12 protein-coding genes are annotated in these 18759 nt (G+C 59.3%); 5 read left to right on the top strand and 7 right to left on the bottom strand.

What is annotated here, in order from left to right; translation table 11 throughout:
- Window positions 1-20 precede the first annotated feature (20 nt).
- From ACP2YO_RS14200 to ACP2YO_RS14190, 3 genes are all read left to right on the top strand, one after another.
- The gene (locus ACP2YO_RS14200; protein ID WP_426441391.1) at window positions 21-977 is read left to right on the top strand and encodes a hypothetical protein; all 957 of its coding nucleotides are present in this window, start codon (window positions 21-23) and stop codon (window positions 975-977) included.
- Between the two features lie 17 nt (window positions 978-994).
- Complete coding sequence (locus ACP2YO_RS14195; RefSeq protein WP_426441390.1) at window positions 995-1651, top strand: DUF3540 domain-containing protein; 657 nt, start codon at window positions 995-997, stop codon at window positions 1649-1651.
- A 158-nt stretch (window positions 1652-1809) separates the two neighbouring features.
- The gene (locus tag ACP2YO_RS14190; protein ID WP_426441389.1) at window positions 1810-3429 is read left to right on the top strand and encodes a tetratricopeptide repeat protein; all 1620 of its coding nucleotides are present in this window, start codon (window positions 1810-1812) and stop codon (window positions 3427-3429) included.
- Window positions 3430-3941: 512 nt separating this feature from the next.
- On the opposite strand, the gene ACP2YO_RS14185 is transcribed toward ACP2YO_RS14190, so the two are convergent.
- From ACP2YO_RS14185 to ACP2YO_RS14170, 4 genes are all read right to left on the bottom strand, one after another.
- A complete protein-coding gene (locus ACP2YO_RS14185) occupies window positions 3942-4784 on the bottom strand; it encodes a hypothetical protein (protein ID WP_426441388.1) in 843 nt (280 codons plus the stop codon).
- A gap of 909 nt (window positions 4785-5693) precedes the next feature.
- Window positions 5694-6206: an Hcp family type VI secretion system effector gene (locus tag ACP2YO_RS14180; RefSeq protein ID WP_426441387.1), complete on the bottom strand. Its 513-nt coding sequence runs from the start codon at window positions 6204-6206 to the stop codon at window positions 5694-5696.
- A gap of 183 nt (window positions 6207-6389) precedes the next feature.
- A complete protein-coding gene (locus tag ACP2YO_RS14175; RefSeq protein WP_426441386.1) occupies window positions 6390-6707 on the bottom strand; it encodes a hypothetical protein in 318 nt (105 codons plus the stop codon).
- A gap of 64 nt (window positions 6708-6771) precedes the next feature.
- Window positions 6772-8253 (bottom strand): type VI secretion system Vgr family protein, encoded by a 1482-nt coding sequence (locus ACP2YO_RS14170; protein ID WP_426441385.1) that lies wholly within the window; start codon window positions 8251-8253, stop codon window positions 6772-6774.
- Window positions 8254-9605: 1352 nt separating this feature from the next.
- Between ACP2YO_RS14170 and ACP2YO_RS14165 the strand changes: the two genes are divergently transcribed.
- Both ACP2YO_RS14165 and ACP2YO_RS14160 read left to right on the top strand, forming a co-directional pair.
- Complete coding sequence (locus tag ACP2YO_RS14165; RefSeq protein WP_426441384.1) at window positions 9606-9833, top strand: hypothetical protein; 228 nt, start codon at window positions 9606-9608, stop codon at window positions 9831-9833.
- Window positions 9834-9954: 121 nt separating this feature from the next.
- A complete protein-coding gene (locus tag ACP2YO_RS14160) occupies window positions 9955-11370 on the top strand; it encodes a hypothetical protein (RefSeq protein WP_426441383.1) in 1416 nt (471 codons plus the stop codon).
- A 235-nt stretch (window positions 11371-11605) separates the two neighbouring features.
- Here ACP2YO_RS14160 and ACP2YO_RS14155 read toward each other — a convergent pair whose 3' ends face one another.
- The 3 genes from ACP2YO_RS14155 to tssM all read right to left on the bottom strand — a co-directional run bounded on the left by ACP2YO_RS14155 (window position 11606) and on the right by tssM (window position 18757).
- Window positions 11606-13300 carry a hypothetical protein gene (locus ACP2YO_RS14155; protein ID WP_426441382.1) on the bottom strand — a complete coding sequence of 565 codons (1695 nt, stop codon included), beginning with the start codon at window positions 13298-13300 and terminating at the stop codon, window positions 11606-11608.
- Between the two features lie 702 nt (window positions 13301-14002).
- Complete coding sequence (locus tag ACP2YO_RS14150; RefSeq protein WP_426441381.1) at window positions 14003-15130, bottom strand: serine/threonine-protein kinase; 1128 nt, start codon at window positions 15128-15130, stop codon at window positions 14003-14005.
- A gap of 66 nt (window positions 15131-15196) precedes the next feature.
- Window positions 15197-18757, bottom strand: coding sequence for a type VI secretion system membrane subunit TssM (gene tssM / locus ACP2YO_RS14145; protein WP_426441380.1), 3561 nt, complete (start codon window positions 18755-18757; stop codon window positions 15197-15199).
- Window positions 18758-18759: the final 2 nt, after the last annotated feature.

Below are 18759 nucleotides of genomic sequence, written 5' to 3'. Positions count from 1 at the left end.
ATACGATTGGGAAACCCGCTATGCCAAATGCCTACACGCGACTGGTCGTTCCAGAAACCCTGACTTCTCCCCTGACCAAGTCAACTTATCTGCGCCTCGGTTCTTATTCGGGCGAAGAAGAAGAACTCGTCACCGGTCTCACGACAACTACTAGCGAAAGTCCAGCTGCGACCAGCAAACACGAAAGCGACAACGCCGGCATGCTAGCCTTCACCAATAAGGACTTTCAGGCAAATGTCGAAGGCGCTGCACTGCTCAAAATCGGTCGAGGTCAAACTACGGAGGTCACGGACGGCAACTCGCAACATCGGGTCTCGAAAGGTACTTATGAGATTTCCGCCGAGAATGGCGTATCAATCAGTGCTGGCGCTAATGGTACGCCTGCGGACATCATCCTGACGGCCTCGAACCGCGTCAAGCTAATCAACAATGGCCACAAGCTGGAAACGACCGTTGGCAACTCGGAAAAGCACACGATGGGCGACACCAAGGAATTCTTCCAGGGCACCAAATTCACCTGCATGAGAGGCGCAGCTACCACGCTGACGATGGCCAGGAACGTGTACATGTTCTTTGGAGAAGCGTTCACCTTCAAAATGTCGCGAGAATGTTCATTCAATCTCAGCGATATGAACTCCATCACGATCGGCAACAAACTCGACATTGTCGAAGGAAACGACATCAAGCAAGTGATTGGAAGCTCGACCAAGTGTGTTTTTGGACCCGACTTCAAGTCGGCTGACAGCGATACCAAGATTCTCAGGACAAGCGATCGCAAGATCGTTCCCGTCGATGACTTTAAGTCGGTCGGCCGCGACTTCAAAGTATGCAAGACCAGCGTTTCGATGACAGAAGAAGAATTTAGAAAGGGACAGTCGAACACGGAAGAGCACAAGCTTGTGACCCGAAACGCTGAGATCATGTCCAGCACCGGCAATGAGGAAGTCATACAAAAGAAATCGATCAATTTCATATAGCCGCCTGGAGAGCAAGAATGACGATGACGATCCGCGCCACAAACACCGACATCTTGGCGATGGCCGAGCGCTTGCTTCAACCTGGACATCACACCGCTCGCGTCGTGTCAGTCAGCGAGGACGGCACGGCGGCGGAAGTCGAAGTCGCTGGCGCTCGTCACACGGCGACGGTAGCTGTTGGCTGCCTGGTCCGGCCCACACCACAGGACCTGGTACTGCTCTTCACCAACGTGGAACAGGTCTTCGTCGTGACCGTGCTCGAGCGGGCGGCTTCCGGTGGTGGCATGGTCAGCCTGCCCGGGGGGCGCAACATGTCGATTGAGGGCGACACCATCACTTTCGCCGCGCGCCAGCGCCTCTCCTTGCGCGCCGATAGTATCGATCTGCAGGCCAAGTTGTTTGCCGTGCTCGCGGATAAAAGCACCTGGATCGGCAAGCTCTACACGTTGATCGCGGACCGTGTCCGATGCTCGGCGCGAATTCAGGAATCGAGCGCCGAGTCGCTTACCGTAAAGGCGGTCGAGCGTGTCGCGGTGATCGAGCATATCGACTCGTTGCAGACCGAAACCCAGGCCACTAGGGTCACCGGTATTGCCACCGAGATGGCTCACAGCAAAGTGATCGCGGTGAGCGAGGATCTCCGCCTCGACGGCAAGCGCGTCACGGTTGCATAGCGTAGATGCCACCCACTGGCACGCCGACTCCGACCCGGCAGGACCGGGTTAGAACGGCCCGGGAGTTTATTGCGGCCGGCCGTCTCGAGGAGGCGGAGGCACTACTCGAGGAGGTCGTCGCCGCTAGCGATCCTGATACGCTCAATGCAAGGGCCGCTTTGGCGCTTGCGCGGCGACGGATCGAGTTCGCGTTCGACATGCTTGCGGAAGCGGCGACACTCCACCCCGAACACGCGGGCATCGCCACCAATCTCGGCATCGCCCACGGATTGCTCGGCAGCGCTGAGGAGGCGGTGATCTGCCTCGAACGCGCGGCCGCTCTCGCGCCGCGCAACGAGGAGATCAAGCTAGCGCTCGCTCATGCCCTGTTGAGTCGCGGCAAGGTTGCGGAAGCCTGCGCGGTGACAAAGATCGTTGTCCAACGCGAGCCTGGGAATGCGCGGGCCCTCCTTCAACTCGGCGCCATCGAGTTCGCCTTGGGCCACAGCTCGTCGGCTGAGGCCGCCCTGCTTCGTGCGCTTGAGATTGCTCCGGACGATCCCGATGCGCTCGGCAACTTATCGGTGCTCATGTTCGAACGCGGCCGCCTCGACGAGGCGCTTAGCCTTGCCGAACGGGCGCATCTGCGCGCCCCGCTCGATACGGCCAGGCTCTTGCATCTGACCTATTGCCGCGCCGCAACTGGACTGTGGCCCCAAGCGGAGGCCACTTGCAGGAAGTTGCTCGCCTATGCGCCTGCTCATGTTGGAGCCCGCGAAATCCTGGCCCGCGTTACGATTGCCAAGGGTGAGGTGGACCAAGGCATCGCGCAACTGACGCAATTCGCTCGCGCTCGCAGATCTGATCCTTCCGCCGTGCTTGCACTGGCGCGTGTCCTGCAGCTCGTTGGCCGGTTCGATGAATCGCTCAACCTTGTTAGGCACGTCGTGCACACGCGACCTGAAAATGAAGCAGCGAAGTCTCTACAGACGACACTTGAACTGACGCTCGGTCGCTTCCCGACGCCCGAGCCGGTCGCCTCGGCGCTTGTAACGCGGATAGCCGTACCGCCGACGACGGGCGCCCTCGAATTCGTCGCACTCGTTCGTCTCTTGCGTCGGCTGGCGAGCCAGCAAGACGTGCATGTGGTCGCGGAGCCACGTTACCAGGCTCTTCTTACCAGCCTTGCTGAGCAGGTCATTTTCGACGAGGTGACGCCCGAGCTCTCCGCTATGCCGCTGCAGTCGTTATTTCGCGTTTTGTCGAACGATGCCAGCAACATTGCCGATGGGATCCCCTACCTGCTCCCTGAGGCCGAGCTATCCGCCAAATGGCGTGATGCCCTGGCTGTTTTCGCAAGGCCTTTGGTAGGCGTCGTGTGGGAGAGTGGCGCTCTCGGCCTATCGATGGAGCAGGTCGCCGCCGTGATTCCTAACTGCGTCACGCCGGTCAGTTTGGTGACCGAGGCGCAACGGCACGACATGAAGCGATGGAGTCGCCCGATCGATGCTGGTGTGCATATCGAGCGCCCAGCGGAATTGATCGCAGCGATCGCCAATCTCGATGCCGTGGTCGGGCCCGACAGCTTCGCCGTCCATATCGCCGGAGCGCTCGGCGTTCCCGGCGTGGTCTTCGTGCCGTGCGGCTATCCCTGGTATTGGGCTCAGGCAGACGGCAAGCCACTGTGGTACCCATCGTTCGAAGTCGTCGTGCAGGAACGACTCGGTGACTGGGCTGGGGCAATCAATGAAGGGCGGCGTCGGCTTGAGGCGCTGCTGCATCAACGAGCGATTGAGTAGCGTGCTTCCACGAGCACGTCTGGAAGGCTGCGGTATCTTCAAGGCTGAGGATCGCGAGGTCCGCTCAAGAGTGCTAGGGAGACCGGATTGTCGATTGGACTTTCCGGTTGGGGTCGACATGACCAACCTGCCTGATGCGCGCCACCGGACCTGTCACTTGACCCGCACATAATGCGACATCGCAGGCGCATCCCTCTGTCAGGTTGCCGACGTGCGATTACAAAAAGACCGGTAGGCAAGGGGCGGGCGCACCCCGCAGAATCTGCCAGTGTGGCGTCGCCCGATCGCGCTCGATGGCATCAACTCAAACATGATCTGTCGGTCGACGCATTGCCATTGCGGAAGCGCCGAAAGGGTCTGCACCAGACGGGAGCCGTCCGGCCGAGCGTCCCGCTGCGCCCTCACGGGACCGACGACACGCAGCCTTGCTAGTGCCGAAATCACATTCCTTCTCTGCTGCATATTGTACACCCAGAAAAGGAATGAGAGAAAGTGGATCGCCTACACTCGGTCTAGTTTCCTGGCGTGGGCGTTCTGTATGGATTCGGTTCGCTGGCGGTCTGATAATCATCGAGATTGCCGCCCAGAAACAGCGCTTCGGACTCTGAGGTCGGTGTTCCGTTCAACCACTCTATATCATTAGCATCATAGCGAAGATCGTCGCAGTCCCCCTGCACAAGAACAGTGATGATACCTTCCGGCGTCCATATCATGGTCCTAGGTACAGTGTAGGCGTGCAACCTCCTAGCGCTTCTTGCGATTTCGCGTCCGGTTGCATCCGGCGACGCGAGCAGCTGTGAGGAGTCAGCGCATAATGACACAAAAGGAGAAACCCTATTACCTCTCGTGTGAGCCGCAGCCGTGCGCGCGAGAAATTGTCGCCGAGTATATTCCTGGTGGACACTGCAAAAACGCAGATCACGCGCATGCGAGATGCCTGTCTGTTCGACGTTCAGCAGCGGCAGGCAATGACCTGCATGGTCTTGGAAACGCTGGAGTTGCAAGTACGACGAAGCGACCACGTCGTTCAGAATGCGGTTACCATCGAAAGCGTCGGCTGGAGACCCGTTCGCTGTTGTCCACTGTGCGGATCGGAGCTCTGCCTGCCTGATTTCGCTCCTGAGCGCCTCAACGTTCGCGCCGGCCAGCGTTGCGGCAAGCTGGGCGCGCGCTTTGACAAACGATGAGGCCTTGCACCGTTCGTTCGCGCGGATAGTGCCCGCTCTCGCATTGCCTTCCGTCTCTGGCGCGGGCAATCCAGCATCTAACGCAGTCGGTGTATGCGCTGGTGAAGTGGCTTGTGCGCTCGCATTGCCATGCTGTTGTCCGGCCGCGTTGATCGAATTGGAATTCATCAATGTCCCTCGGCATGCGCTGATATCGTCAAGCTTCCCGTTTGCGGTGAGCGACTTTCCTCCCTTCGCGCTTTCGAGGACAGCAAGATGTGAGCAACGGCGCTCTCCGCGCTCTAACTTGCAAATGCCATGCCAGCATCGCTTTCGAGTTAACGGTGCGCTCGGCGGCATCAGCATTGCCGGGGCAATCGAGCATTGGACGAGGCGGGAGCTCATCATCCGACCAATGACGAAGCCGGCGATCGCCGATTGCGTCAGGAATGTGCGCGGCCTTGGAGTGAAATCCGAGCGGCATCACACGAGACTTGCCGCCCATGAGAACGTCTCTATCTAGGAGTCAGCGGTCTGGCTTGATCTGGCCAGACTCGGAGGAGAATTTGCTGACCCCCTTCAACAATATAAACCGGGTCGACGGGGCCGCAGATGTCGTGCAGACGTACGACGTCTGGCTGTAACTGCTCGGCCGCAGTTCTTGATCGCCTGCTTCATCTATCGCCGGTGATCAGCATACGTGGTGACGGCTATCGGATTGGAGAAGAGCGTTCCGGCGCCATTTGACGGCATTGATGAAGCACGGAACAAACCCATCGAGGCTCGGGCATGACTTGTGGAACTCCCAAACGAGCGGACCGGCAAGGTTCGACCGCGCGGCCCAGAAGGGCAAAGCTCGATCCAACATTCTGTCGAGCAAAGCTGGACCAATCTACCTGCTCTTCGCAGCGTCCACACGCTGCGACGAAGCAGACCCGGCATCGCCACCTCCGAAACCTGTAGACCCGTCGGAATATACGCAATATATCCGCCATTGTCCGATCGGTGCTGGGACCAAGTCGCTGTGTTTGGCTTGGCGGGGAGCATAGCGTTTCGTTGGTGCGGAAAAACGGCGACAGCGCGAACGTGTCGGCGTTGTCACCATTTATCCTCGCCGCTAGTGCTGCCGGGAACGTGCTCCCATTTCACTTCTTTGTAGGTGAACGACCAGTCTTCCATGTTCTGAAAGAAGTTGTTCTGCGGATTGATCGTTAGCGGCACATAGGCCTTGCCTTCGACTAACGTCGCGTTCTTCCAGCTTATCTGGAAGAAGTTCTGCGGCTGCGGCATGCCCCCAGGGTCGGTACGGTAGAACTCGCAAACCACTTCTTCGAGCACCTCGTTAGTAGCCAGCGCCTGCCATAGTAGCGGCGAGGCTCGATCGAAGAACTTCGTGAAGAGCACCGGCTGGTGGTTGCGAGCGCCCGTGGCGACACCGCTCGTGGCATCGCGGGGAACGATGATGCCGCTGGTGAAGGCGACAATGGTGATCTTCCCTTGCTTGCCCGAGTCACCCTTGGCGACCTGCCCGATGCTGTCCGGCTTAGAGGCATCCTTGGAGATCTCGCCCTGCTTCTTTCCCTTGATTTTCAAGTAGGCGTCAAGTGACATTTTCGGCTCCCATTTTCTGACATACGCCGGCACAATTGATATCGCAACATCCATGCCAAGAGCCGTGGCATCAAATACCTAATATCGCGAGCCCTTTCCGGATCTGACGGCACAGCACTGCGCGGTTTTCCAGACACCGACACCATCGAGCGACGACGTCGTCGCGATCGTGACAGCGAACTGTCACGGCGTAACTGGGCCGACCCATTCCAATTGACACTTGACATCAAGAAATGCACGCGTGGCGACGTCGAGGACAGCCTGCCCCGTCACACGGTAACCCATGCCGTTATCGACAACGGCATTGCCCTGCAGTGCGTAAACCAGCACCGCGCGCGGACCGCGCTGTTCCTGCTCGAGACAGTGCGCCGACAATTTGAGGCGAACTTCTCGTCCGTCACGAAGCCGTTGCGACCAAATGCCATCCGTCGACGGCGGCGGTATGGTGATCGATGCGCTCGGCAAGATGGTCGCCCGTGCCGTATTGGTGACCGCTTCCAATAGCGGGTCGATCTCGTGTGTCGCTGGACACCAGAGGGTCATAATGCGCCATGAGGAGAAGAAATCACGAAGATCCGTCGAACATCTCGATCGAGGCGCCAGATTGCGACTTGAGCCGATTGAACAAGTGCGTGTCCGATGTCACTCCTCCCTTCATATCGGGGTTGTGGACCGCCCCGATCACGACTGGTCGGTCAATGTCGCCGTTCAAATAGCTGACCAGGACTTCCGTGCCTGGCACCAACGGGCAATGCAAGCCGGTTTGATTCGGACCTACATAAGGTTCGAGCTTGCGCACGTAATCGCTACCACGGCCCTCGGCCGGTTCATCGGCGAACGTAAACCGCAGCGTGTAGCGGCCCTGGTCGTCAATCTCAGCCCGCCCGTTCCAGGCCTCTCCATCGACTGTGGCGGTGTGGAGGCCGACGCCCAGAGGCACAGGCGTCATCGCAACTGGTCGATAAGGCACGTCCGAGCGGATGCAATGGACCATGTTCTGGTAAGCTCGCCCGTCCTGCCCGGGCCCGCGGAATCCGGTCGGCGCCGGGCGATAGGCCGAGTGATCCGCGGCGATGACGAGATATTCACCGTCAAAGCGGGGATGGCCCTCCAGTTCGAAAATGACGCCAGCGCGCAGTTCCGGTGCGTCGCTGTGGGCGATGTACATTATCTGGCCCGCGCAGATCTGTTCGGCACGGATCCGGGCCAGCGCGGTCGCTTCCGTCTCGTTCGCGAAATGCCCGCCGAAGCGCGAGGCTTTGCCTAAGAAACCGCTGCCTTGTCCGACCTGCTTATCGACGGACACGACGGAAGGCACCGTTTCGTTGTAATCGCGGAGCGCAATCGTCTTTGTCGAGAGAACCCGGCGCTGCCGGAACGACCGAACGGCGGCTTCGTCAACGCCTCGCGGTGGCTTGCGCTCGTGCTGGCGCGCATAAGGCAGCGTCGACTTGGCGCCGAACTTGACGTTGGGGAAGGCCAGATTTTTGTCGCCGAATACGACGGTTTCACCGTCGTCTTCTTGCTTGAAGAAATAGAAAATTCCATTTCGTTCGCAAAGGCGGGAAATGAACGTCAAATCGCTTTCATTGTATTGCACAACATAATTTCGCTTGGGATAGCGATCAATATTGTATTCGCTCGGAATGCTGATGCTGACCTTGCTCAACTGCAGTTTGATAATGTCATCGACGCCCATCGCTTGGCCTGGACCATAAATGCGGCTCGCAACTGAGAGCTCGGCGACGGCAAAACGCGGCCGCAGGACAAACTGGAGCACCCGCAGGTTAGTCACCGTAGGGTCGAGTTCCTCGATTTGGGCGCAGAGGCCCGAGGTAATCCATCGCCCGCATGCCGTTTTTACAGACAGCTTGGCGCGCTCGCCTATCAAAGAGCCGGTGTCGACATCGCTCGATGTCGTGGCGTAGATCACGTAGCTGAACGGCAAAGAAATGCACTCTGTGCCTTCGAAGCCTTGGACGTCAAGCTCAATGCCGGGCTTGCTGCGAATCTCCAAGTCAATGCTGAGATTGGATTCGTTGGTCATTGGTGCACCAAATCAAACTGCGGCAGTGCTAACAACGCTTGTCACCGCGCCACGGAACGAGGGGCGCTTGGGAGCCGAAGCACTTGATGATAACGATATCTCTCCTACCCTACTCGTTTTACGACAGCAGCAAGCGCCCACAGCCGAGGCAGACACGGGACCGTCGAGGTGCTCGACGAACTCGCCGACAGGCTCGATACGGTCGCGACGGTTTAGGACCTGAAGCGAAACCGGCCATTCCGCTGGCGAGATGGTAGGCGGCCGGCCCGATGTCAGTTTTTCGCTGCCGTGCATAAGGTATGGCGATCGGCTAGCGGCGCCGTGATGCAGGTCCCAGCCGCGCATCTACCGCCCTTGATGTTGAAGAGTTCATCGCTCTCTCCAATGCTCCGAACGCAAGATGCGTCTCACCGCGAGCCTTGCCCGTCAGCACGGATCGACACCCGGGTGTTGCATTCGAATTGCCTGCGCCGCTAGGTTTGACCGCCTCTTTCGCGCCATTGTTGTGAAGCCGGTCGACTGGCCTATGCGCCTGTTGTGAGTGCTCTCTGGTTCGGTGGAAGATACGATGGGTTTCCTTGTCAAGACGATGCAGACGGGTTCGAGGGAAAGAGAACCTCGTTCCTCTTGCGTTTCGTGCACTCAGCCCATCAATGTCCTTGCATCCCATCAATAGCAACAACCGTGCCAATGGCATCTCCTTATTTGAGCCGCTGATTGGGTTTTGAAACGCTGCCGTTTGCCAAATAGGTGTTGTCAATCCAACAGCGGTGGCGCGACTGTCGGACACTGGACAAGAGTCAAGCTGGTCGAACCCTGATATAAGGTCTTTCGCTGCATCCCATGATTTCTCGCTCGACAAGGCTGGCTATTTTTGAAACCGAACTTCAGAGGGACGATCCAAGATGATTAGCAAGTGACGTGCCGCGCGAGGCTGCCCAAGAGAGGCCTTCGACGGCTGATGGCGAGCCTGTTCGGTGAGTCACAACATCGAAGATGGTACGTCGATTCTAACAATGCCCGACAAACAGACATGTCGATCATTGAACAGAATGTGCTTGTGATCGAGCGGACAGGGCAGATGGGTCGTTTCACTTTCTGGCATCGTGATCTCTTCTCCTGGCCTGCGCACCTCAGAAAAAAGCGCGACGCGCCTTGCGCTCCTAAAGAGGAGGCACGTCATGATCGATTCATGCCTAGACGCGCCACTGAAGATTGTGACCGCCTTGGATGCGAGGCCGAGATAACCCCGGATCTATCGAGGGCGCGGACATTACGAGCGGACAGGACAGCCATTGACTCTTGTCCATGCGCAGACATGAAGGGTCCGAGGAGCAGAGCATGAGGCGCAGATGAGCTGGCGATTTGAGATTCTCGTCGATCGCGATATACGGCAGCCGATTGACTCGTTTATTGCTCCAATAGAACTGCCTTCGAGCGAACGCGAGAACGAGTCTCGAGAAGTTCAGATGGTCGACGTCGTCGAATTCCTCATGGTCATTGCATCACATATGGCGTTGCCGAATGACGGAGTGTGGGCTGTTGGAAGATTGATCGCGAGCAAATTGGAGCGGCAGTGAATCGCGCTCTTTTCAATTCGAACACGTCTGGCAAGACGGCCCTCGACCGAACTCAGGCAACGTGCGCGCTTCGGATCGAGGGAGCATGCGATGCCACTGCACCTTTTTGCCGGAGATTCGCGTGAGTGACGGTAGCAGCGGCTCCAATCAGTGGCCGCGCCCCTATGTGGTGGATAAGCAGCTTTATGAGGACGTCTGGAACTGGCTTGCCGCGAAGCTCCCGGGCCGCCGGTCCCGCGGCGCCGACATTGCCGCAGGCGATATGTACGATTTCCTTGCGTGGATCTGCGAGACCAACAGACGGCCAGTGGCCGACCGGATTGCGCGGCCGTCGTTGGACACCGACGTGCAGGCCTATGCAGACGACTATATAGCGCGCGATGTACCGGCAATTGGGGGGTTTCGTAACCGCCTCCTGAACCTGCGAGATATTCTTCGGGACCGGCATTTCGAGAACTGGGCTCGTGAGAGGCATGTGATGTTTCAGGGCTTTGATGGAGCCGGGACGTCGTCGGGCAGCCGCAGTAGCGGCGATACCGCCGACAGCAGCGGTAGCAGCGACAGCGGTAACAGTGGTGACAGCGGTAACCGCACCGGCTCCAATCAAGTTTCCGGCCCCCATGACGTGGATTGGCCACTCCATAAGGACTTTTGGAATTGGCTTACTGAGAAGCTCCCGAACCACCGCTCCGGCGGCGCCGACCATGCCGCAGGCGATATGTACGATTTCCTCGAGTGGATCCGCGAGACCAACAGACCCCCAATGGTCGACCGGATCGCGCTGCCGTCGTTGGATACCGACGTGCAAGCCTATGCAGACGCCTATTTTGGACGCGACGCACCCGCGATTGGCGGGTTTCGTAACCGTCTCATGAATTTGCGCGACATGCTTCGGGATTTTCACCGCCAGGTCAAATCCGAGAACTGGGCTCGTGCGAGGGGTGCAATGTTTCAGGGCATCGAAGACGCCGGACCATCGTCATCACCACTGGCGCCCACAATGCCGTTGGATAGGCCGACCATTGCAGCCGGCGCAGGGGCTGGGCAGGCAGAGCGTGATTTCGGAGCTTATGTCCTCCCCAATTGGGGGGGCGGCCTTGCCCCGGACCCGCTGATCGCGGCATTGCGGGAAAGCGGCCTCCTGCCCACGCTATTACGGCCGCAAAGTGTGCTTATCAACGCTATGCGCTATGCTGCTGTATTGTGGCCAGGGCGGGCGCCCGTGACCCCCAACAACCCGGAAGGCGAAAACATTATTCTCACCCCTGGATACAGGGAGTTAGGGCAGCTACCCCACCCTCGAGTTGAGCACATGAATGAAGTCGGGCCACCCGATATCGGCGAGAGACTCGGCGTTGGTTGGATCCACGGACCCCAAGTGGCGAACGACTTCCTAATCAGTGTACTGGGAGAGTTCAGACTTCTGCCGACCCAGGCGGTTCCGATGACACGTTTCTACATCCACCGTGAGCCGTACACGGCCGAATCGGGGCCAGGCGGCCGCGTCCTTGTGATCCATCGACCCCAAGTTCGTTAAAGAACGCGGCCGACAGCTGCGTACGGTGGGTGAAAAATTGGCTGATCAGCTGCACAGAGATCACATTAAGTACCGACCCCACGCTCCGTATCTGGGATTCCAGTCGTCGATGCCGCCCGACCCCAGTGCGCCGAGTTATTCTGTCCTTTTTTCCAACGCGCGTCGGCGAATCGAATTGGAGCTGAGAACGCCCAGGTCTTCGGCTACTCAGCTCCTAGATCTGCAAGGACGGTAATCAGCCTCCTTTAAGTAGAGGGATCAGGGTGATACTCACGCCCAGCGGATTGTTCGGGCTCACTTCCCTGATCCCTCTCCCAAGCTGCGCAGTATAGGGCTGACCGCAGATGTAGAAGTTTATCATCGGCTGGAGCGGAGTCGGCAAAATGCTTCTTCTGTTGAGGGCACCGATCAGAACGTCCGGGGCCGCTTGGGGGCCGTGACTCCAGCCAAGACCGACGATTTGTCCGAAATCCTCACGCGCCACAGCGTCGCGCGTTGTGGGCGACATGGCGCCATTAAGATCTGAGCCGCCGCGCAAGCCTGGAGACCACTGTGGTGATTCCGATGGCGGCGGGGATTCCCCGAACAGCTGCGTGAAGAGCGGTTGCAGCGAGCTGTGATGAGCGTCCTCTCTCGAGTGCGAACCACCGGATCGTGCAGATAGCAATTGCTCAGGGATGTCGGGCATCGGCGCATCGATAGCATCGTCACGCACCATGCGCGATGTGGCTGCGTTACGATCCGAACCGCCGCTGCGCAATCCTGGAGACGACGGTGGGGATTCCCGTGGCGGCGATTCCCCAAATAATTGCGCGAAGACGGACTTTAGCGGGCCGTGCTGGTAAGTGCCTTCTCCGGCCGCCGACGGTGCCTCAACGATTTCAAGCTGCTGTTCCAGGCCTGCGGCGAACTCCTCGAGGTCCTTCGCGTGCTCCCGCAGCATCCTGACGCCGGAGTCCACGCTGTACCGGCGCTCAGCATTATAGAATGTCGTAATGTCTTCTTTTAGCGAGGCGTCGTCGAGGCGGTCGGCGATAGCCCTTTTGCTCATCGTTTTGAGCCACCCGCTAAACTCTTTAAGATGCTTAACGGCTTGATTGACTCTTCTGCGAGTTCCGACGAAGGGCCAGGGCGTGCCGGCGTCAATGTTCGCCTTGGCCACCTCGGCCGCCGCGTTGATCAGCGCCTCGTCTTCTGGATAAGGAACCGGCCGAGTTCGCCGGCGCTGCGTTTGACCGCTGGGCATGGGCTCGCCACGGTGCTTTTGAAGCATCATGAAGCCGACACTGAGGGAGCTCCTCGGGTAGGCGCGAGAGAACAAGATGGAATCTTGTTGCAGCGACGCCTCGCCGATGCGGCCAGCTATGGCGCTTTTGTGCTCTCTTCGGAGCCAGTTGCTAAACTGGCGAAGCTCATGAGCCGCATTGGAGGCGAGTTTCCGACGCCCGAGCTGCTCCCAGGGGCGCCCCGCCGCGATGTTGGCCTTGGCCGCCTGGGCGGCCGCGTCGATCAGCGCCGCGTCTTGGGGATAACAAACGAGCGCGGATCGCCGGAGCGGAGGACGAGCGCTGGACCCGGGTGTGCCAGCGTGGCTTCGAAGCATCCTCAAGCCAGCGCTGGGGGAGCGCTTGGGGTGCGCACGTCGGAACGTCGCACAATCTTCATTGACCGAGTCGTCGTCGAGGCGGCCGGCTATCGCCTCTTTATGTTCTCTTCGAAGCCAATCGCTAAACTTGCGAAGATAATAAGCGGCACAGGAGATTTGTGACAGAGTCCGGAGCTGGTCCCAGGGATGCCGCGCCGCAAGATTGGCCTTCGTCGCCTGGGCCGCCGCGTCGATCAGCGTCGCGTCTTCGGGATAAGGAACCAGCGCAGCTCGCCGGCGCAGCGCTTGATTGCTGGATCCGGGCTCACCACCGGAGCCCGACAAGTTGACTTCCCGACTTGGTGCGCCGCGTTCCATGCGAGCGGCCGGAGTCACCACGTCTGACGGTTCAGGGCCCATCTCGAGCGGGACAGAACGGGAGGTTCGGCTACTTTCGCCAGGAACAAAACCTATTTCATTTCGAGACCTGGTCGCGCGATCGGTGCTGTCAGTCCAAAATTGGGAGATGCGCGAATTCCCTCGGGTGCCTGACATATCCATCTCCGATGTGAATGAGAATGACTAAGCCTCTCATCAGCAAAGACTGTGCCGACGCGACCACCGATGAGGTTGTAATGTCTGACTTAGATATTTCGAGCGGCGTCCGAAAGCGAGCGTCCCACTTTGGGGTACGATCGTGACCGAACATCAAGGCGCCTGGTTTTGCTCCCGGGTGATTATTGCCGCATTGGCGAGGTTGACGCCGCATCGCCCGGCCCAACCTTCCTCTTGATTCACAGTTTGCGCTATCGAGTCGATCGTTCAACCCATTCCGGGCAAAACTCCGGCGCATAGAAGCTGTCCGCTGGCACGGAGCCGTCTCGATCCATGGCATCGAAAGGCTTTACCTGGTTGACCCTTTGCGCGGGCAAGTGGACGTCTGGCCACGAGGAAAGACTTGGCCTCCAAGTTGCGCTCCGGCGCAAGCTAGAGAACCGCGGTCATAACAGCGTCTAAGGCCACCAATAAGCGGCGCTTAGTCTCGCTTTACAACAACGGCATGCGCCGACCGCGCCATCGGTAGAACCAGCGCGGACGGGCAAGACGCTGGACGAGCTCACCGACGGTCTTGATACGGTGGCGGCGGTTGAGGGCAAGGCCCGAAGCGAGCACCCTCCATTGCGCCGGCGAAATAGTCGGCGGCGCCTCCGGTGTGAGATTTGCCTTGAGTGCCTCGTCGGCTGGCCACCGCGCATACGGGTGCGTGCCTGTCAAGGCCAGATAGGCGACCACTGCGAGAGAATAGACATCATCGCTTTCCGCCCGTGGCTCACCCATCAGCATCTCTGGCGACGCATAAGTCGGCGTCAACAATCCAATCTCGTCGAGCAGAGCCGCGGCCCTGTCGCGTTGCGGCGAAACGCCGGGCTTGAGGACTGTCCCAAAGTCCAAAATTTTGACTTCGCCCGTCGAGGTCATGAAAATGTTTCCTGGTTTGAGGTCACCATGAACGATACCTAGGCTGTGCATGTGGGCAAGGCCCTGCCCGGCGGCGCAAACCATATGAAAGGACACAGAGGGTGAAAGCGGCCGCCCCTGACGATCGGCCAGAATCTGCGCTAGCGAGCGGCCCTTTAAGAACTCCATGACCAGGTAATGGTACGTGCCGTCGTAGTCGGAATCGTAGATCCGCACCAAATTCCGGTGTACGCAGTCACGCAAAAGACGCGCCTCGCGGTGCAGCAACTGCACTAATTTCTGACGCATCTTCGCATGTGGTTGGATGAGCTTCACTGCCACTTCGGGACTTTGTTCACGGGCCCACAGGCCGATCCGATCAACCGCTCGATAGACGGTGCTGGTGCCGCCTTCGCCAATGACCTCTACCAGGTCGAAACGACCGCCGAGCAGGTATCCCGAGGGAGCAGCACTCACAATGCAGACTCGCCCAAGCATTCGACGATCGCACTCGCATCGTCGGTAGCCCGTTTCGCAAGAGCGCAAGGCAGGACCCTTGCCCGTCTGAACGTCGACCGCCAATAATCCATTGAGCTCCCGATACGGAATCGCCGTTTCGATCTGGTTGCAGCGTAACTGGAACGTGTCGCGTAGCTCACTCGTCGCCAGCAGGGGACGGCGCACAAGCGTCGCGGCCGAACCAACCGCTCGCGCCAAGGTGCCGCCAGTGGCATGTGCCCGCCTCCCCCTGAAAAAGCCGAACAGAACCTCACGACGCTCCTATCATAGGTGATCCGGACATCGGAACGAACGAAGGACGTCCAAGCTGAACGGATTGCTCACACTCTCCGCCCGCAGTTCATAGATCACGTCGGGCCGGTCAGGTCGACCAATCGTGATGGTGAAACGGTCGGAAGCACCACGTGAGGAAGGCCGCGAGGCGTCGATGAGACGAAGGAGAGCCCAAGGGCCCGAGCGCTCAACCTTCTCCTCAGTTCCATCCACGGAAGCAAGGGTGACGGAGGCCGTGCTTGCCTCGGTTCGACTCGGCCATTCGAGGTCGTAGGCACGGGGCGCCTCGTGGCGATAGGGGATCTCCTTGCCATCTATGACAAAAGCCGCGCGCAGAAGTTTCGAGGCGAGATAAACTGGCTTGATGCTGAACTTCACGGCCGGTGCGGAGCCCGCGCCGCTGAAAAAGGCCCTGCGAATCTGTCGCGCGCGCTGAAATTGGGTCAGGGCATCGGCATGGATCGGCGCCGCCACACCGTCGATGGTCGCCAGCCCAAGGCCGATTCTGCGCTCGATGACGAATGGCGACAGGTATTTCTGAAAAAAATCATCGAGGATGCCGCCAGGTCGAAAGAGGTCGCCGAAGTCCTTTAATGTTACATCCTCGGTCGCGGCCGCAAACAATGGATAACGCTGGTGGACGCCCGCCTGGCAGACCGGCACCACTTCCCGCGTCCACACAGCATTAACGTAACCGTGTGCCTGTTGAAGCAAGACGCTCCATGTCGAGAGCGCGATGTCGTTCATGATGGTGCGGACCAACTCGGGTCGTAGCGCCGAGTCGGCGCGCAAGGTACCGAAGACATCGTTGCTCGGATCCTTGACGCGCCGCTGAAAGAGCTGAAATGCGGCCTGGCCGGGATCCGGAGCGGTCGCAATATTGGCCGTCGTGACATACAGGCCGCCGAAAAGATCGCGGATGCGATCCATGCTGGCCGCCTGCCCGGAGGCCCCGCCTATGCCCAACTGGACCAAAGGCCGGAAGGCTTCGGTGATCCGTGTTCCCGGCCACGGGGCGTCGCCGAATGCCGCCAAGAACGTGGCGGAAGTTGTCTCACCCGCCTTGGCCGCGGTCTGCCCTCCGGGCGGCGGCAGGTTCGTATTGTCGCGCACGAGGGAAATGATCTGCTGAAGTGCACTTTCCGGGCCGGCCAGCCCACGCAGGATCGCCGAAGCGCGCTGCATATCGTCGAACTTGACGACGCGGACGCCGCTCAGCGCGCTGGTCCAGATGCGAATGTAATCGGCGACATAACGATCGATGACCTCGCGCACGATCTGTTGTGTATCCGCCGCGTCGAACGAGCTGCCGGCAAGGACCCAGTCGCCGCTCTGCTCGCCTTGAACGATGAGTGGAAGGTGCGGTAGCACGAAATCGATCAAACCATCCCGTGTGAAGATGCCCGGGATGATCGCAATGCCCCCCGAAGAAGGTGACTCCTGCCGACCAATGGCGGGAAAAACAGCCTGGAGCTTTATCTCCAGCTGGCCGGCGCCCAACACACTAACCAGGTCGATTGGCCGGAGCCGCATGTTCTGAGCACCTTCGCGCAAAAGCCGGGCGTAGATCTGCTCGACGAGGGGACGTTCCATCAGCCGCAGGCCCACCGCCATCACGAATTTCTGGTCACTCGTGATGGGCTTTGGCAACAACTCGATGAGGCGCGAAAAATGCTCCTTCAGTTCGCCCGCTGATGTCGTATCGAGCGCAAACGCAAGCGCTACTTCACTGCGCGCAGCCTGTTCGACCTTGCCGGGATCGAAATGCCGCGGATCGCTCAGCATTAAATACGTGCGGAACACTTCCTTGGCCTGATCCAGCAGAGTATCATTGCCAGTACGCAATAGCCCGTCGATGCGAACGGCAAGCCTTCCAGCAAAAGCCGGCAGCAGGTGGTCGACCAGAATCTGATCATAGGCTTGTTGCGCAGCTGGCGCGAGCACCGGGGTCGCTGAAATCCCGAGGCCACCGAGCCATTCGTACCAAGTGCTCTCGCCGGCTGCCAGACGCAGCTGGCGCGCGGCATTGAGGATCGGCAAGAGCTTCTTCAGGTCCAGCGGCTCGCGCACTTCCTTGAGGCGCACTTGCATTGTCTGTGCGGCCATCTTGGTTTCAGCGAAGCGCGCTTCGCTTCGGGCGAAAGCATCGTACCACTGAGTCAATGCGGTTACCGCCACCATGACGGCCGCGAGATAGCCACCACAGTGCACCATCACGAGCTTGCGTTCGAGCTTGAGATTGCGGCCGACCAGTCCCTGCTCGGCGAAGACCACATCGGTCAGCAACTGTTTGATAAAGAATGTCTTTCCCGGCCCGACTGACGACCTAGGCGGGGCTGCGCGCAGACCGAAACTCCCTCTGACTGCACCGCTCATCTTCTCTATCGGCATTCCCTCCTGAGCGGCGCTTGTAAAGTAGATTCCGCGCAGCATTGGTCGCACTTCGAAACGGCTCGGCCGGAAGACCTCGCTAACGAAGGCGGCGACCGCGGTCCGGATGCTCCACAATTCTTTCGGGAACATATACATCATTGCACGACGGTTGAGGTTGCGTTCGTCATGCATGCGAAAGGCCAATTTGCCCTCGAGCCGCTTGGCAAGTTCCTCGATCGCAAGGATTACGACGTCGTCGATGTGATCGCCTGGCCCCTCGAGAGGAAAGGTCTTGCCCCAGACCTGGGCGCGGCCCTCATGGTCAAGATCGTCAAAATATTCAGCGAAGCCAGGCACGAGATCACACTTGGTCACCAGAACATAGACCGGAATGCGCATGCCAAACGTGTTCAATAGCTCCTGTATCCGCGAACGAATCGACTGGGCGAGCCTGCGCTCCTCTGCATTGCCCATTAAAAGATCGGATAGGCTGATCGCAACCAAGATACCGTTGATCGGCCGCCGGCGTCGATAAATCGTGAGAAGATTGAGAAAGCCGTGCCAGGCTGCGCGATCGACCTCGGCATCCGTATCCTGTGTCGTGTAACGGCTTGCCGTGTCGATGAAGACTGCTTCTTCGGTGAACCACCAGTCGCAGTTTCGCGTGCCGCCGACGCCGGCCACCGGGTCGACGCCGAGCCGTTCGGCCAGCGGAAACTCGAGGCCCGAGTTGCGCAGGACCGTTGTCTTGCCGGCGCGCGATGGCCCAATGATGACGTACCAGGGCAACTCGAACAGATAGCTTGGTCCGCGCTTGCCGGCGAACACCGTATCGCGCAGGACCTTCAGCGCGTCCTCAAAGCGTCTGCGGATCAGCTCGACCTCCTCCTGGGTACGATTTTTGGAGGTCGTGGCGAGGCCTTCGCTCTCCATCAGCGACTTGATGACACGCCGGTTAGCGCGGCGCGCTAGCCAGTAACGGACAAGGATGGTGACGACGACCGCCAGGAAGAGGCAGGCGATTGTGGTGGCGCGAACAGTCACCGAAACGAACGGATGTTGACCGAACAGGTCAAGGTAAGGGGCGGCGAACCAGATGAACACGCCGACCACCAACAAGGCGATCAGCGTGATGATGCTTCGGGCCGAACAAAGTACAGCGAATTGAGCGCCAAACACCA

The organism is Bradyrhizobium genosp. P, from assembly GCF_049949265.1.
GTDB lineage: Bacteria > Pseudomonadota > Alphaproteobacteria > Rhizobiales > Xanthobacteraceae > Bradyrhizobium.
This window is presented reverse-complemented; position numbering and strand designations above follow the sequence as displayed.

Coding starts and splice junctions, on each gene's coding strand:
- ACP2YO_RS14195 (WP_426441390.1), top strand. CDS start 995: ATGACGATGACGATCCGCGCCACAAACACCGACATCTTGGCGATGGCC.
- ACP2YO_RS14170 (WP_426441385.1), bottom strand. CDS start 8,253: ATGACCAACGAATCCAATCTCAGCATTGACTTGGAGATTCGCAGCAAG.
- ACP2YO_RS14180 (WP_426441387.1), bottom strand. CDS start 6,206: ATGTCACTTGACGCCTACTTGAAAATCAAGGGAAAGAAGCAGGGCGAG.
- ACP2YO_RS14165 (WP_426441384.1), top strand. CDS start 9,606: ATGAGCTGGCGATTTGAGATTCTCGTCGATCGCGATATACGGCAGCCG.
- ACP2YO_RS14185 (WP_426441388.1), bottom strand. CDS start 4,784: ATGAATTCCAATTCGATCAACGCGGCCGGACAACAGCATGGCAATGCG.
- ACP2YO_RS14200 (WP_426441391.1), top strand. CDS start 21: ATGCCAAATGCCTACACGCGACTGGTCGTTCCAGAAACCCTGACTTCT.